General features: G+C 55.2%; 14 protein-coding genes. 5 read left to right on the top strand and 9 right to left on the bottom strand.

The window, feature by feature from the left end; genetic code table 11:
• Positions 1-46 precede the first annotated feature (46 nt).
• From E6C51_RS13225 to E6C51_RS13240, 4 genes are all read left to right on the top strand, one after another.
• Positions 47-1234: an ABC transporter substrate-binding protein gene (locus E6C51_RS13225; protein ID WP_190236300.1), complete on the top strand. Its 1188-nt coding sequence runs from the start codon at positions 47-49 to the stop codon at positions 1232-1234.
• A 142-nt stretch (positions 1235-1376) separates the two neighbouring features.
• Positions 1377-3260, top strand: coding sequence for an ABC transporter permease (locus tag E6C51_RS13230; protein WP_230987284.1), 1884 nt, complete (start codon positions 1377-1379; stop codon positions 3258-3260).
• Positions 3257-4045: an ABC transporter ATP-binding protein gene (locus E6C51_RS13235; RefSeq protein WP_190236302.1), complete on the top strand. Its 789-nt coding sequence runs from the start codon at positions 3257-3259 to the stop codon at positions 4043-4045. The genes E6C51_RS13230 and E6C51_RS13235 overlap by 4 nt, the downstream gene beginning before the upstream one ends.
• The gene (locus tag E6C51_RS13240) at positions 4042-4746 is read left to right on the top strand and encodes an ABC transporter ATP-binding protein (RefSeq protein ID WP_190236303.1); all 705 of its coding nucleotides are present in this window, start codon (positions 4042-4044) and stop codon (positions 4744-4746) included. The genes E6C51_RS13235 and E6C51_RS13240 overlap by 4 nt, the downstream gene beginning before the upstream one ends.
• Positions 4747-5158: 412 nt before the next feature.
• On the opposite strand, the gene E6C51_RS13245 is transcribed toward E6C51_RS13240, so the two are convergent.
• The gene (locus tag E6C51_RS13245) at positions 5159-6676 is read right to left on the bottom strand and encodes an ABC-F family ATP-binding cassette domain-containing protein (RefSeq protein ID WP_190236346.1); all 1518 of its coding nucleotides are present in this window, start codon (positions 6674-6676) and stop codon (positions 5159-5161) included.
• Positions 6677-7228: 552 nt separating this feature from the next.
• Between E6C51_RS13245 and E6C51_RS13250 the strand changes: the two genes are divergently transcribed.
• The gene (locus E6C51_RS13250) at positions 7229-7375 is read left to right on the top strand and encodes a DUF1127 domain-containing protein (RefSeq protein ID WP_146935859.1); all 147 of its coding nucleotides are present in this window, start codon (positions 7229-7231) and stop codon (positions 7373-7375) included.
• A gap of 483 nt (positions 7376-7858) precedes the next feature.
• Here E6C51_RS13250 and E6C51_RS13255 read toward each other — a convergent pair whose 3' ends face one another.
• The 8 genes from E6C51_RS13255 to E6C51_RS13290 form a co-directional block, all read right to left on the bottom strand.
• Positions 7859-8287, bottom strand: coding sequence for a hypothetical protein (locus tag E6C51_RS13255; RefSeq protein WP_190236304.1), 429 nt, complete (start codon positions 8285-8287; stop codon positions 7859-7861).
• Positions 8288-8559: 272 nt separating this feature from the next.
• A complete protein-coding gene (locus tag E6C51_RS13260) occupies positions 8560-9426 on the bottom strand; it encodes a D-psicose 3-epimerase (protein ID WP_190236305.1) in 867 nt (288 codons plus the stop codon).
• A gap of 73 nt (positions 9427-9499) precedes the next feature.
• Complete coding sequence (locus E6C51_RS13265) at positions 9500-10153, bottom strand: nucleoside triphosphate hydrolase (RefSeq protein ID WP_190236306.1); 654 nt, start codon at positions 10151-10153, stop codon at positions 9500-9502.
• 39 nt (positions 10154-10192) lie between these two features.
• Positions 10193-11053 carry a sugar phosphate isomerase/epimerase family protein gene (locus E6C51_RS13270; RefSeq protein WP_190236307.1) on the bottom strand — a complete coding sequence of 287 codons (861 nt, stop codon included), beginning with the start codon at positions 11051-11053 and terminating at the stop codon, positions 10193-10195.
• A 1-nt stretch (position 11054) separates the two neighbouring features.
• Complete coding sequence (locus tag E6C51_RS13275; protein ID WP_190236308.1) at positions 11055-12050, bottom strand: ABC transporter permease; 996 nt, start codon at positions 12048-12050, stop codon at positions 11055-11057.
• A complete protein-coding gene (locus E6C51_RS13280; RefSeq protein ID WP_190236309.1) occupies positions 12047-13078 on the bottom strand; it encodes an ABC transporter permease in 1032 nt (343 codons plus the stop codon). The genes E6C51_RS13275 and E6C51_RS13280 overlap by 4 nt, the downstream gene beginning before the upstream one ends.
• Positions 13071-14579 (bottom strand): sugar ABC transporter ATP-binding protein, encoded by a 1509-nt coding sequence (locus E6C51_RS13285; protein ID WP_190236310.1) that lies wholly within the window; start codon positions 14577-14579, stop codon positions 13071-13073. The genes E6C51_RS13280 and E6C51_RS13285 overlap by 8 nt, the downstream gene beginning before the upstream one ends.
• 163 nt (positions 14580-14742) lie before the next feature.
• On the bottom strand, positions 14743-15720 hold the full coding sequence (locus E6C51_RS13290; protein ID WP_146935844.1) for a substrate-binding domain-containing protein: 978 nt from the start codon (positions 15718-15720) through the stop codon (positions 14743-14745).
• Positions 15721-15727: the final 7 nt, after the last annotated feature.

Raw genomic sequence — 15727 nt, forward strand, 5'->3', positions numbered from 1 at the left:
TGGTTCTCGCTGAACCCGACAGCTCTAAGCCAGAGAGAGAACAGTGATGAAGCGCATTTTGGCCGTCATGGGAACGGCTCTGAGCCTTTGCGCCGGAGCAAATGCATCTGCTGCCGATATTAAAATTGGCGAAATCAATAGCTATTCTGGACTTCCTGCCTTTACCGAGCCCTATAAAAAGGGTTGGGAAATGGCCGTTGATGAAATCAATGCCGCAGGCGGTATCCATGGCAACAAGCTTGTGGTGATCTCCAAGGATGATGGCGGCAAGCCGGGCGATGCCATCACCGCCGCCAATGAACTGGTGTCCAAAGACGGCGTTGTGATGATTTCCGGATCATTCTTCTCCAACATCGGCTTGGCGGTTTCGTCTTTTGCCCAGCAAAAGAAGATTTTCTATCTGGCGGGCGAGCCGCTGACCGACGCAATGACCTGGTCTAAGGGCAATGATTACACCTTCCGCCTGCGTCCATCCAATTATGTACAGGCGGCCATGCTGGCAACGGAAGCCGCAAAGCTGCCGGCCAAGCGCTGGGCCACCATTGCCCCCAATTACGAATATGGTCAAAGTGCTGTCGCAGTTTTCAAAGAGCTGTTGAAGAAAGCCCGGCCTGATGTGGAATTCGTGGCAGAGCAATGGCCGCCACAGGGCAAGATTGACGCCGGATCGGTGGCGCAAGCCATTGAAGCCGCAAAGCCAGAGGCCATTTTGAATGTTACCTTTGGTGCCGATCTGGTCAAACTGGTGCGCGAGGGTACAACGCGCGGCTTGTTCAAGGATCGCTCGGTTGTTTCGTTTCTGACCGGCGAGCCGGAATATCTTGACCCGCTGAAAGGCGACACTCCAACCGGCTGGATTGTTACCGGCTATCCGTGGGACAAGGTGACAATTGCCGAGCACAAGGCATTTCTGGACGCCTATCAGAAGCGCTATAATGATTACCCGCGTCTCGGCTCGGTGGTGGGTTACACGCTGATCAAATCAGCCGCAGCCATCCTCAATAAGGCTAAATCCACAGACACGGACGCGCTGATTGCCGCCGCCAAGGGCATTTCAGTGGATAGCCCCTTTGGCCCCATCACTTACCGTGCTGCCGATCATCAATCAACGCTTGGCGCCTTTGTTGGCAAAACCGCGCTGGTGGACGGCAAAGGCACCATGGTGGATTTCAAATATGAAAGCGGTGCCGATTTTCTGCCCAGTGAAGCGGACGCTGCAAAGATGCGCCCCTGATTTTTGGTTGTCGCGCTGTTGATGTCATTCGGGCGCGACACGCCAATCAATTTGCTCCTTTGCCGCAAAACGTGAGATCATGTCGTTTGCGGCGAGGCAGCCATTATCTTTCGCGCCAACGTATCCGGGGAAGGAACCTCTCTTGGATCTCTATTTCGCACAATTCCTGACCGGACTTGCGAATGCCGCATCGCTGTTTCTGGTTGCCAGCGGCCTATCGCTGATTTTTGGCGTGACCCGCATTGTCAATTTTGCCCATGCCGCTTTCTACATGCTCGGGGCCTATCTGGCTTATAGCCTGACAACCCGCTGGGAAAGCGCGCTTGGCTTTTGGGCAGCGCTGTTGGTTGCCGCTGCTATTGTGGCCGCAGTTGGAACGGTGATCGAGATTCTGCTGCTCCGGCGCATCTATCATGCACCGGAATTGTTGCAGCTTTTGGCAACCTTTGGTGTGACGCTGATCATCGAAGATCTGGTTCGGCTGATCTGGGGGCCGGAAGATCTGGTGGGGCCACGGGCTCCCGGCCTTGAAGGCGCATTCACCATATTTGGGCATCAGCTACCGATTTATGATTTTGTGCTGATCGGTCTGGGGCCTGCCGTACTGGCCGGTTTGTGGCTACTGCTCAATCGTACCCGCTGGGGCACACTGGTGCGCGCCGCAACCCAGGACCGAGATATGGTCAATGCCTTGGGCGTTAATCAAAAATGGCTGTTTACCAGTGTTTTTGCGCTGGGTGTTTTTCTGGCCGCCTTTGGCGGCGGCCTGCAAATCCCGCGCGATGCGGTCAGCCACTTTATGGATCTCTCGGTGATCACGGAGGTTTTCGTGGTTGTCGTGATTGGCGGGCTTGGCAGCATCCCCGGCGCGTTTTTGGCAGCCGTGATTGTGTCTGAGCTGAACGCCTTTGGCATTCTGGTGTTGCCGGGTATTTCGCTGGTGTTGATTTTCATTGTCATGGCGGTGGTGCTGGTGGTGCGCCCCTTCGGCCTGCTGGGCAAGCCCATGCCCAAATCGCGCACCAATCTGGTGACATCCGCAGTCTGGAAGCCGCTTGGTAATGCTGCGCGGCTTGCCGCTTTGGTGTTTGCGATTGCCATGGTGTTTTTGCCTTGGGTGTTGGGCAGCTATGGCATTGGCGTGGCTGCCGAAGTGATGATTGCCGTGACCTTTGCCATCAGCTTGCAATTTTTGATGTCGGTGGGTGGGCTGGATTCCTTTGGTCACGCCGCAGGCTTGGGGCTTGGTGCCTATGGCGCTGCCCTGTCGGTCCAGTATTTTGCCTTGCCGATGGAATTGGCATTGATCGCTGGACCAATTCTTGCCGTTTTGGTCTCAGCCATCGCAGGTTGGTTTTGTGTTCGGCTTTCCAATATCTATTTCGCCATGCTGACATTGGCATTTGCGCAGATTGTCTGGTCCATTGCCTTCCAATGGGTGGAGGTGACCGGCGGCGACAATGGCATTATCGGCGTGTGGCCATCCGCCTGGGCCAGCAGCGCGCAAGCCTTTTATTGGCTGACGCTGGCAGCCGCCGTGATCACTATTGTCGTCTTTCGCCACCTCACCTTTTCGCCCTTTGGCTATGCGTTGCGGGCGCTGAAAGATTCCCCCATGCGGTCGGCATCCGTGGGTCTTTCGCAGCAAAAAGTGCAGCATCTGGCCTTCACCATCAGCGCCTTCTTTGCCGGATTGGCCGGTGCTCTACTCGCCTTTCAAAAGGGCAGCGTTTTTCCCGACAGTCTTGGCATTTCCACCTCAATTGACGCCTTGGTCATGGTGCTGCTGGGCGGTTTTGGAACGGTGTCGGGCAGCGTTGTCGGCGCGGTGGTGTACAAAACCGCATCCATCTGGCTGATGAGCAACACAGATTATCCGCGTCTGATCCTCGGCGCGCTGATTATCACGCTGGTCATTGTTTTCCCCGAGGGCATTGTCGGCACAGGCGCACGCCTGATCCGCTGGTGGCAAGCGAGAATGGCCATGGACAGGAGCGTTCTTCAGCCCAAAGGAGAGGTCGCATGAGCAGGCTAGCCCCCCTTCTTTCTGTCGAAGACTTGAGCAAAAACTATCAAGGTGTTCATGCCGTGCGCAGCGTATCATTTCAGGTTCAGCGCGGCGAATTGCTGGCCATGATTGGTCCCAATGGAGCGGGAAAAAGCAGCTGTTTCAATATGATGAATGGTCAGATCCGCCCCAGTTCCGGGCGCGTGATGATCGAGGGTGTCGATACGACGCGCTATTCTCCGCAGAAAATCTTTTGCCTTGGCGTTGGCCGCACATTTCAGATTGCCGAGACCTACCTTTCAATGACGGTGCTTGAAAATGTGCAAATGGTGCTGCAATCCTGTCATAAGGGTGCCTTGAGCCTCTCGGCCTTTTTCGGTCGGCTTGGGACGCTCTACCGCGACGATGCCATGGCGCTTTTGGCCTTGATCGGTCTTGATAACCAGGCTGATCGACTCTGTCGCGAACTGCCTTATGGTGATGTGAAGCGGTTGGAACTGGCCATTGCCCTGGCTGGCGAGCCAAAACTGCTGCTGATGGATGAGCCAGCCGCAGGCATGGCCGCCAAAGAGCGTGTGGCATTGATGGAGCTGACGGCAAAGGTTGTGCGTGAGCGACAGATCGGCGTGCTGTTTACCGAGCATGATATGGACATTGTGTTTGAACATGCGACCCGTGTGATCGTGCTTAACCGCGGCGAAATTATTGCCACCGGCACGCCCGATGCCGTGCGGGCCGATCCGCAGGTGCAAGCGGTCTATCTCGGCTCTGGAGCCTTGTATTCCCATGGAGAGGCGCATTGATGCTCAGTATTTCCGGGTTAAACAGCTGGTACGGTCCGGCCCATATTCTCTTTGGCGTGGATCTTGAGGTAAGCGCTGGCGAAGTTGTTGCCCTGCTTGGCCGCAATGGCGCTGGCAAATCCACCACCTTTAAATCTATCATTGGTCTTTTGGCCCGCAGAACCGGCACAATCCGCTTTCAAAACGATGACATCACCGCCCTGCAACCCTTTGAAATTGCGCGCAAAGGGCTTGGCTATGTGCCGGAAGAGCGCCGGATTTTTACCGAACTCACCGTCGAGGAAAATCTGGAAGTGGGCCGCCAGCCAGCCCGTGGTCAAAATGCAATTTGGACGCCAGAGCGGATTTACGAGATTTTTCCCAACCTCGCTGAAATGCGCAAACGCCCCGGCGGTGCCATGAGCGGCGGTGAACAGCAAATGCTGACCATTGCCCGCACCTTGATGGGCAATCCTTATCTGGTGCTGCTTGATGAGCCATCGGAAGGCATTTCACCAAAGATTGTCGAGCAAATGGCGCAGGCCATCACCATCATGAAGCAATCCGGCATTTCCGTTCTTTTGTCTGAGCAGAACCTGCCGTTTGCCCGCCTGATCTCTGACCGTGCCTATGTGCTGGAAAACGGCACAGTGCAATTTTCAGGCACGATCAAGGAACTCACCGAGCGCGATGATATTCGCAAGGCCTATCTCGCTCTTTAGAAAGGCTAACAGGGGCGTGCGCTATAATTAGAGTCTGTCAGGTTCAGATTGAACCATAGTACCCGACACAAAGGCCTTTATGTGCCGTTTACCCCCCTCTGGCTTGCCAGCCATCTCCCCCACAAGGAGGGAGATCGGATAGGCGCTCCCGCTCGTTTTTAACAATGAACCTGTGATCTCCGACACATAGGACGTATGCTGTTGAGCAATAGGGTTGCTTTTTGTCGATCTCCCTCCTTGTGGGGGAGATGCCCGGCAGGGCAGAGGGGGGTGAGCTATACGGTAAAACCTATGCGTCGTGTACTGTGAGATTGAACCAGACAGCCTCTAAGATTTTTTGTTTTCGTTTGTCTTTACGGGAAAACCGGATTCCACTTTTCCCTGACAAACTCTTGCGCACGCCCATGTAAGTCTATGTCACTTGCAGGAAAAATTCATCCGGACTGTCCACTTCGATCAACCGTTTGCGATCAATCATCCAGAACCGATTGGCAACGGCGTGAACAAAATATCGATCATGCGACACAAGCAAGCAACTGGCCTCTTTGTCGCGCAATTCCTGCTCCAGCGCCTCCTGCCCTTCAATATCGAGATGGTTTGTCGGCTCATCCAGAACGAAAAAATTGGGGTCCGCCAAGCGCAATATCAGCATGGCCAGCCGGGCTTTCTGCCCACCCGACAAGCGTTCAACGGGGCGAGATTGCATGTCAAGGTTTATGCCAGCACCGGCAAGCAAGGTTCTCGCCTTTTGATCACCAATGTCGAAACGGCTGATAATCGCTTCCATCGGCGTGTCACGGCCTCGCAGATTGTTCAAGCCCTGATCAATCGCACCCAGCACCACGGATGGTGTGGCTTTTATGCCCGGGTCTTGATGGTCCGGCCGCTCAATCGCGCCCCGTAAGAGATTGATGAAGCTGGATTTTCCGACGCCATTGCCGCCCAGCAAAATAATCCGGTCGCCTTGGCGGATAAATTGCTGACCGGTTTTGAAGAGCAAACGTCCATCAGGGGTGCAGACCTCCACGTTGTCTAACGTCACCAGAACTTTCGCATGGGTTCCGCTATTGGTAAGCCTGATGGTGCCGGCAGAACGCTCCTGATAAGCAGGCTTTGCCGTGCTCTCAAGCTTATCGGCCCGCTCCTTCAACTGTTTGGTTTTGACAACCAGCAAGTCGCTACCAGAGTTGATGCCAATATTTTTAAGCTTCGCGGCCTGCCGACGCAGTTGATCCGCCGTTTTCATATCGCGCTCAAACTGCTTTGCATCAGAGGCGTCCATGCGTGCAAGCTCGCTGCGCGCGCGCGAATAGGGCAGCGAAAACAAAGGGCTTTGTCGCTCCCGCAGGAACAGCGTTTTGTTGGTCACCGCGTCCAGAAAGGCGCGGTCATGACTGGCGATGATGACAGGAACGTCCCGCTGCAACGCATTGAGCCAGTTTTCCAGCGCCGCGATCTTGCCAAGATCAAGGTGGTTTGTTGGCTCATCCAGCAGCAGCACATCTGGCTCGGTAACCCAAACATGGGCCAGCATCATCATTCTTTGCCAGCCACCACTGAGCGCCATCACCTGTTGGCCCCGAAGCGCCTCTGGCACATCCAGCATATCCAGCACAATGTCCACCCGCCAGCTTTCTGTCTCTATCTGCTCCGGGGAAAGGGCCGAAAGCACCGCCTCATAAAAGGACAGAGAGTGGAGGGCTGAAGGCACATTTTGTTCAACATAACCAACAAGAAGCCCACGGGTCTTGGTAATTTCACCCTCGCTTGGCTCAACCGTGCCCGCAATACATTGCAGAAGCGTAGACTTTCCACGCCCATTGGCGGCCACGAGCCCAATACGGTCCCCGGCATTGACGGTGAAATTGAGGGTCGAAAACAAAGGTTGAGCGCGCACCACGCCAAGATTACGAATATTGATCAGCGACATTTTGGTCTCGAATGATGTCCGCATCACTGCTGCGCCCATGGCAAAGCCAAGGCACGACGACAATCAAATGCGGTGAAAACACATTGCCAGCGTCTCAAGCTCAATAGCTTAAGCGCCAGCGCCATAAAGGGCGGACCAGTAACGTCTTAAACGAGATTTGGTCAGCCCTGCAAACGCATCTGCAGGGCGTTGACGGGGCCACGTTGCTGGTAGAACCGGCAATAAAAATTATACACGTGACCCTCCTTTCTCTCAATTGGTTGCACGAAGATCTTAGCGTCGTGATTTTTGGGTTGCAAGGATTTTTAGATGCAATGGCAGCAATCATACCAAGATTGCCCGGACAAGATACCCCCTTGGGTGACGAAGCTTGCGCGATGAAGCTTGAACGAGATCATCGCGTAGGCGCCGCTATGCATATGTTGCATAGCGGGCGTGAGGTCTTGTGCCTTATCAACAAAGGCATGAGAGCCTATATTCCAATCATCGAAACGACGTTGGAACTGAAGCAAAGTTGCTGGCGTCACAGAGGACCTTGAAAAGGGGATCATTATGAACGTAGCTCGCTCTTTCAATACATGGCGTAAATATCGTCAGACCGTTACCGAACTGGACCGTATGAGCTCTCGTGAGCTTCAGGATCTCGGCATCAACCGCGCCGACATCCGCAGCGTCGCCCGCGCATCGGTCGCTCGTTAAACCCTGACGTCATAAATAATCGATGATCGCAACGCCCGCCGGTAACGCGGGCGTTTTTGCGTTTTCTCTACGGAGAGGGCGTGACGGTGACGGAATACGGAGATGCTTCATTTTTGCATATCTGCACTGCAACAAAGTCTATTTTCTGAGCTGAAAAATAGGCTATCTTCAATTTCAACGAAGCGATGCTCCTCCTCCCGCAAAGCTTCGGTTTCAGACGGCCCACTCCTCCTCCCTACGGGCGTCTGATGGAGCAACAGCACTCCTCCTCCCAGCTGTTGTTCGTTGTTTTCGAAAAGCCTGCCGCACCTCCTCCCGCGGCAGGCTTTTTCGTTTTCAGAACCAAGCCGTTCAAACATTCATCTTGCACCGCGTTTTTTCTCTCCATTCGGTGCCAGACCGGAAAAGTGGCGCACAAAGGACGCTGTAACACTTTTAATCTGCTGCATAATTTTCTCCTTAAGTCGATTCCGATTTAAGGAATTATGCAGTAGAGTTTCCACTCACGTCCGCCTGAATGGGTAGGCCCGAGGGAGGGAAATTGAAAACAATCGTACCCTTCAAGCGAAACTGGACAATACGTGACTCGCACCTCAAAAGCGCTCTCAGCGCGGCATTCGCAAAGGCGGTATCGATCGCATCTTGACCACTTTCAATGATCTTTGGCTTCTCGGCGAAAGACCCGTCCGCGGCAAATGTAACCGACACCTGCGCGTTGTGTGTCGCTCCGGGCGGTGGAGAGAAGCAGGATAAAATCGTATCGCCCAATCGGCTGTCGATGGAGGCAGCACGCGCTGTAGAGATCGAAAAGGCGCAGACGCCCAAAATTGTCAAAATCATAACAATCATGTCGATAAAGGTGCGGCGCTTTTGGATGACATGCTCGCGTCCAATGCCGTTGAGTTCCGCCATCGAAAATGAAGAGGATGACAAACATCTCATGAGCAAAATCAACTTTCTGGAGAGCAGGAATATCCATCTCTCTTGATGATAGTGCTCAGAGGTTCGCGTGGCAAATCTCAGCCCCAACAGACACCAGTGCCATGATGAAGGAGCAGGACCGAGCCGGATGTGTCAAAGATATCTTACCTCATTGTCGTCCTTGTTCGCGTTCTATTTGATCGACGCGTGTATACCGCCCCAACTCCTTGGTTGAGGCGGGTGTCCATTTCTGTAACGCCTTATCAGCCCAAGACGAAACGCGAGAATGCAAGCGCGTTTTTCGCGTCTTCATCCATCTTTGCGGCATCCGCGCCGCCGGTCAGATCGCGCCAGACCTTGATGTCTGAACCGATGGTGCCGCCGGTCTTGACAAAGGGTTCCATGACCACTGCGCCGGTGTAGTTGATGTCTCGCAATGCTGCGCCAATCTCATGCCATGGCATCCGGCCCTTGCCCGGCACACGTCGATTGCTCTCGCCGGTGTGAAAGTGGCCAAGGAGGGAGCCAGCTGTGCGAATGGCCTCGCCGAAGCTGTCTTCCTCAATGTTCATATGGAAGGTATCGAGCATAACCTTGACGTTGGATTTGCCAACATCTTTTACGAAGGCAACCCCTTCTGCCGCGGTGTTGAGAACGTGGTTTTCGAAGCGGTTCAGCACTTCGATGCAAAGATTAATTCCAAGATCATTGGCGAAATCCGCAATGTCGTGAATGCCTTCAACGCCGCGCGCGCGGTCACCTTCCTTGTCCACCGGTTGCGAATAATCGATTGGCCAATAGGAGTGCAGCGCACCACCGATTGTATGGATATCGAGCTTGGCCACATTGGTCAGCGTCTTCTCAAAGAAAGCCTTGCCCGCGTCGCGGACAGCCTTATCGGGTGAAGAGAGGTTTTTCGATTTTGACGGGCCGATACCGGCCGTCAGGATAATGCCGTTGTCGCGCGCACTTTGTTTGATCGTTGCGAGTTCAGCATCGCTATATTCGTTAATATGGTGGGCAGCGACTTCGATAATATCGAAGCCAAGCTTGGCGACTTTCTCGACATAGGGGCCGAACTTGGCGCTCCATTCATGTTCCCAATAGGAGTAATAGATTCCGTGTTTCATATCAGCCTCTTGATTTAGCCGTTTGATGTCTGTGTTGATGGTTGGATTGGTGTTCAAAGCCCTGCAAAATGCGTCACGCGCTCCCCGGATTTTTCAGCCTGAGATCGGGCTCTGCGGCGGTCTGGGTGATGAATGCGCCGTTGGGTAAATCGTTTTCTTCGACCTTGCGGTTGATCTCGGCCTCATCAAGACCGAATCCACGCCAGCGCGACCGTAACCGCTCACGCAGATCGACGGTCTCCACATCGACAAAGACCGTGAAATCGAAGATCGGCTTCAGCCTGTCCCAAGGGGATTGCCTGGCCAGCAGATAATTGCCTTCACAGACGATGATCTGCACAGATTGGGCAATGAGGCGTGCCCCGGCGCGGGCGATTTCGATGGATCGATCAAACACCGGCACAGCAATGACATCGTCTTCATTGGCTTTGAGGCGCTCCAGCATATGCCGCAAGCCATGGGCGTCGAAGGTGTCGATTGCGCCTTTGAAGGCGCGTCTGCCCATCGTCTCCAGAACGGCATCATCGTAGTGATACCCATCCATGGGGAAAAGTGCTGCTGAGGTACCGCTTTCGCAGATGAGGTCTACGACCCGTTCGGCGATTGTGGATTTTCCCGATCCCGGCGCACCGGCAATGGCAATAATCAGCCGCTGTCCCTGCCTGTCAGCGAAACGCTGCATGGCAAGGGTGGCAATGTCACGGGCATTGGTGTCAATCGTGCTCAAAGGCTTGGCTCACATAATGGATTTGAAGCGTTTCTGTGGTTATGAGCGGGAGGCAAACAGGCCGTATTGCGCTGCCTTGTTGCGCAGAAATGGAATGCCTTTGTCCAAAACGTCCTCAGCGCTCAGGGCTGCGGGTCGCCAGGTGCAGGTTGATCCCGCCATGGAAGACGGCAGGCCTCCAAAGCTTTCCAGAACCAGAAGCCCGTCGAAATCAATGGCCGCCAGCGCACCGAAAAGCTCATCCCAGGCAATATTGCCGAAGCCCGGCGTGCCGCGGTCGCTTTCCGACATATGCATATATTTCAGGTGATCGCGCGCAGCGACGATCCCGCTCGCAAGCCCCTTTTCCTCCATGTTCATATGGAAGGTATCGAGATGCACGAAGACGTTGTCCATGCCGATCCGCTCGACGAGATCCACCGCCTGTTTGGCGGAATTGATCAGGTGGCTCTCATAACGGTTGACCGCCTCAATGCCAAATTGGAGACCGAGCGCTTTTGCGTGCTTTGCGACTGTGCCTAAGGCGCGGGTCAGATTGTCATATTCGCTTTGCGTCGGTGCAAACCCTGTGCGCTCCGTCGTGCCGCCGAAGGTAACGCCGGTCAGCGCGTCAGCACCAATCTCGGCAGCCTTGTCGAGGGCAGCCTTGAGGTGATCGATTGCCGCGTCCGGGCGCACAGAGGCCCAGGCGTGTTCCGGTAACACCAGAGAGCAGGTTGCCCGCATCAGGTGCGTTTCCAGAAGGGCTCGGCAATGGGCGGCATCGACCGAGGGAATGTCGAAGAACGGGATTTCGATATAATCCTGTGCATGGCGCGCGGCTCCGGCAATGGCGCGCTCAGCGCTTGCGTGGTCCCACGTGCTTGCCCACATCATGGCGTGAACACCAAATCCTTGCATATTATACTTTCCTTCCACGGGCAGCAGAGAGTTTCGACGCCAGCGTCCTGGCCGCCATGACGACGATCATCAACACGCCCCACAAAGCTGTTGCGAGATGCTGGTTCGCGCCCATAAGATTGAGACCAGACGAGAGAAGCTGAAGAACAATCAGCGCGACAAAGACTGGCAGAACACGCCCAAAGCCGCCAAAGGGGTTGACGCCACCGAGAAAGGCGGCAAGCACCGTGATCAACAGATAGGATTCACCATGGCCCACACGCACTGAGTTGAAGCGGGCCAGCATGATCAGGCCAGCGACAGCGCACATCATACCTGACAGGGTGTAGACGAGAACAAGAATGCGGCGGGTGTTGAGGCCAGAATAGCGGGCAGATTCGATATTGGAACCGATCATCAAAAGCCCAAAACCGAGCTTTGCCCGTGTGAGCAAGATATGCCAGAGCCCGACACAGGCGATGAAGATGACCAAGGGGATAGGCAACCCGAGCACAGAACCCTGACCGATGGTGGAAACGTAACCGGGAAAGCCGGAGATATCGCCGCCGCGTGTCAGAAACTCGCCAAGACCACGCAAAAAGATCATCATCGAGAGTGTGATCAGGATGGGGTGCGCGCGCGTATAGGCGATCGCTGCCCCGGTTAACGCGCCAACGGCTGCGCCGGTGAGGAGGGCTGCAAGGCAGGCGAGAAGAAAGGCACTTGGCGGCGCATTGACGCCACCTTGAGCCTGCAACACCCATGCGGCGGCAAGGCCGGACAGATTGGCAGCGAAGGTGATCGACAGATTGATCCCGCCTGTCAACAGCGGAAGCAGCATGGCCAGCGTCAGAAGACCCAGCTCCGGTAACTGGAAGGAGACGGAGCCGAATGTTCCAAGGGAGAGGAAATTGTCGGCCAGGGTTCCAAAGACGACCATGACCGCAATGAAAGCAATCACTGGCCCCGCCATGTCCGCGCCGAATGTGCGGTTAAACTTCTGGGTGAGAGAGGTCATTGGCGCACACTTCCCTGTCTTGAACTCTTTGTGGGGTTTGAACTCTTCATGGCGGACGGCAAAAGCTTGTCGAAGCGGGTCGAAGAGAGTGTGATCGCGATCAGAATGATGGTGCCGACAACCATCTTGAAGGCGAAGGGCGACACGCCCATCAAATTGAGACCGTTCTGGGTAATCGACACAAGCAGCACGCCAAGCACACAGCCAATGACTGACCCCTTCCCTCCCCCGAGACGTGCACCACCGAGAACGGTTGCGGCGAGAACATCGAGCTCACGGCCATAGAGCGCGTTTGGCACCACTTCCTGGGCGTAATGCGCCTGCATGAGACCGGCAATTCCGGCCATCAGGCCAAGCCAGCCGAAGGAAAGATAGTGCATGGCACCGATATTGATGCCAAAGCGGCGAGCCCCTTCCGGATTGTCGCCGAAAGCGTAGAGTTGGCGGCCAATGGTGGTGCGCGATATCATGAACCAGGTGGCGATACAGCAAAGGATCATGACGACAACCGGCAGCGTCAGCTCGATCCAGGAGCCATCACTCATCTCGTGTTCGTAAAAAACCACACGGGTGGAAAGCCAGTCTGGCAGATTGTAGATCGAAACGCCCTTTGTGAAGAACATCAACAGACCGAAGAAGATGTTAAATGTCGAAATCGTCGCTACGATAGAGATGATCTTCAGCCGCCAGACGAGAAACGCGTTGATCAAACCCAGTCCGATGCCCACGGCACCCGCGATGATAAAGCCCTCAGCCCAGTTGCCGCCACCAAGTTTCGCCACAGCAAGGGCGGTGACATATTGAACAACGGAGGCCGCGACGGCAAAGGAGATGTCGATACCACCAGAAATCAGCACGACCAGCAGACCGACAGCAAAGATGATGTTGACGGCAGAGACATTCAGCACATCAAAGGCGTTTGAGACCGTGAAGAAGCGATCAGTCCCAAGCGACAACCCAGCACAGAGCAGGATTGTTACGATAATCAGCGCGAATTCTGTTGTATTCGCCAGGATCAGCCTACGCATAGATTGCAGTCTCCAGTTCGGTCATGGAAATGGTTCGTGGATCGTAGGTTGCGTGGAAGCGCCCCTCGACCATGTGAACGATCCGGTCTGAATTGAAATAGACCTCCGGTGCCTCGTCCGAGATCAGGATGATGGAGAGGCCTTCGGCCGCGAGCTTGCGGACAATGTCGAAAATCCCGGCGCGTGCACCGACATCGACACCGACGGTCGGTGCATCCAGAATCAGTATCTTCGGACCGATGGCCAGCCATTTGGCAATGGCAACGCGCTGTTGGTTACCGCCTGACAAGGTACGGATCGGGTCTTCCGGCTGCCCAATCTTGACGCCGAGGGAGCCGATCCAGTGTTTGACGACCGAGGCTTTTTTTGACGTCGAGATCAGCCCACCGACGAGCAACTTATCAAGGGACGCCATAACGAGATTGTCGGCAATCGATTGCGGCTGATTGAGGCCGAGCGACAGGCGATCTTCGGAGAGATAGGCAATCCCTGCCCGAATGGCATCCCGATTTGATCCGAAGTCCACCAGCTGGCCCTCAAGACGCATTTCACCGGCATGGGGACGGTGCATTCCAAACAGTGTCAGGGCAAGTTCAGTGCGTCCGGCACCAAGCAGACCCGTAATACCGAGCGTTTCTCCGCGCCGCAGATCGAATGAAACATCCGAGAACTCGCCATGCCGGCTCAAGCCGCGCACGGAGAGCACCACCGGCTGGTCATCATGATCTGTCGCAATGACGGCATTGTCGAACATGCGGCCCGTCATCAGTTCAGTGACGCGCGATTGCGTCATGCCTTCAACGGGATAGACACCGACAAGCGCGCCGTCACGCAGCACTGTGATCCGGTTCGAAATTTCCAACACTTCGGCGAGACGATGGGAGACAAAGACGACAGCCACGCCGGAAGCTGACAAATTGCGCACAATGTCGATGAGATAATCAGTCTCCGACTGCGTCAGGGAGGCGGTTGGTTCATCCATGAAAACCAGACGCGCCTCACCCACCAGCGCGCGGGCGATGGCGACGATCTGGCGTTGAGCGATTGGAAGTTCCTTAAGTGGACGATCCAGGTCAATGTCCACGCCAAGCCGCGCGAGCGCCTGCTCGGCAGCCTTTCGGATTGCACCTTTGTCGACCAGGCCAAATTTACCCTTCATGGCGTGCTGGAAGCCGATGTTTTCGGCAACCGTCATTTCATCGAAGAGAGCGAGATCCTGCCAGATGACCTGAATACCGAGAGATTGTGCGAGCGCCGGTGTCATGGCCCCAATCGGCTTGCCATCAAACTGCAATTGTGCGCCTGCTTGCGGTTTGTAGACACCGGTGATGACCTTGATGAGTGTGCTCTTGCCGCAGCCGTTTTCACCGGCCAAACAATGGACCTCTCCAGGATTAACCTCAAAAGACACGCCCTTGAGTGCACGGACACCGCCAAACGTGACGCTGACATCGCTCAGTGATAAAAGTGGCCTCAAGGGCAAGACTGGTTTGTCGCTCATGGCGCAATGATCTCCCCTCGCCCGACTGCAAGTGGGCGTCGTTCATTGTCTTGTTTTGCAGAAGATACCGTCGCGTCACCGATGGTGTGCAACGCGACGGAATATAGGGTTGGCGGCCCGCTTTGAGTTCAGCATTGCGGGCGCGCTCGACGCTCAGGCGTGTTTAAAGACCCATGCCGACAAGCTTGTCGATGCTTTCCTTGTCGATCTTCAGAAGCTGATCGACGACGATCGTGTTGCCTTCTGGATTGATCTTGCCAAGACCCTCAATGTCATCGCCAGCCTTCGGGGTTTCGCCCTTGACGAGACGATCAGCAAGCGTAATGAACACTTCGCCCGCCTGCTTGGGGTTCCACATGAAGCCACCGGTCAGAGCGCCGCTCTTGATGAGCTTGGCACCCTGTCCGGGAGAAAACGGACCAACCACGAACACTTTACCGTCCTTGCGGCGCTCTTCCACGGCGCGTCCGGCACCAATAGGCCCCTGCGAACCGAAGGCCAGAAAACCCTTCAGATCGGGATTGGCGGACATAAGGTCGAGCGCTGTAGAACGGCTTTTATCGAGATCTTCTGCAACGCCATAGCGGTCGCCAATGAGCTTCATGTCAGGATAATGCGCCTTGATGTAGGCGATCGCCGCGTCAGCCCAGGCATTGTGCAGCGGAACTGTGAGCGAGCCAACGAAAACCGCGTAAGACCCCTTGCCGCCCATCTTTTCGCCGAGAAGCTTGCCATGGGCTTCGCCAAAGCCCTTGGCCGACGCCAGTTCGAAATCCCAGTTTGCGCCCTTCTGATTGGGCGATTCATGCGTGATGACCTTGATGCCAGCTTTCTGCGCCTTCTCCAACACTGGCTCCAGAACTTTCGCATCATTCGGAACGACGCCAATGACATCGACCTTTTGCGCGATCAGATCCTCAATGGCGCGCACCTGAAGAGCAGGATCGGCGCTGGTCGGGCCGACCATGAAGCCATCGACGCCAAGCTTGGCGCTCTGTTCCTTAATGCCTGCCTCCATGGCGTTGAACCACGGAATACCGCCGATTTTAACAACGACACCAACCTTGGGGCCTGCGGCAAAAGCCGTGGACGCGAGCAAGGCAAGTGACAGACCGAATGCGGCTGAAATGATTTTTTTCACGAGTGTT

The organism is Gillisella terrae, from assembly GCF_004801395.1.
GTDB lineage: Bacteria > Pseudomonadota > Alphaproteobacteria > Rhizobiales > Rhizobiaceae > Allorhizobium > Allorhizobium terrae.

Bases quoted from the DNA above. Each gene is read 5' to 3' on its own strand.
- E6C51_RS13255 (WP_190236304.1), bottom strand. From the start codon at position 8,287: ATGGCGGAACTCAACGGCATTGGACGCGAGCATGTCATCCAAAAGCGC.
- E6C51_RS13235 (WP_190236302.1), top strand. From the start codon at position 3,257: ATGAGCAGGCTAGCCCCCCTTCTTTCTGTCGAAGACTTGAGCAAAAAC.
- E6C51_RS13260 (WP_190236305.1), bottom strand. From the start codon at position 9,426: ATGAAACACGGAATCTATTACTCCTATTGGGAACATGAATGGAGCGCC.
- E6C51_RS13245 (WP_190236346.1), bottom strand. From the start codon at position 6,676: ATGTCGCTGATCAATATTCGTAATCTTGGCGTGGTGCGCGCTCAACCT.
- E6C51_RS13275 (WP_190236308.1), bottom strand. From the start codon at position 12,050: ATGACCTCTCTCACCCAGAAGTTTAACCGCACATTCGGCGCGGACATG.
- E6C51_RS13280 (WP_190236309.1), bottom strand. From the start codon at position 13,078: ATGCGTAGGCTGATCCTGGCGAATACAACAGAATTCGCGCTGATTATC.
- E6C51_RS13225 (WP_190236300.1), top strand. From the start codon at position 47: ATGAAGCGCATTTTGGCCGTCATGGGAACGGCTCTGAGCCTTTGCGCC.
- E6C51_RS13285 (WP_190236310.1), bottom strand. From the start codon at position 14,579: ATGAGCGACAAACCAGTCTTGCCCTTGAGGCCACTTTTATCACTGAGC.
- E6C51_RS13270 (WP_190236307.1), bottom strand. From the start codon at position 11,053: ATGCAAGGATTTGGTGTTCACGCCATGATGTGGGCAAGCACGTGGGAC.
- E6C51_RS13250 (WP_146935859.1), top strand. From the start codon at position 7,229: ATGAACGTAGCTCGCTCTTTCAATACATGGCGTAAATATCGTCAGACC.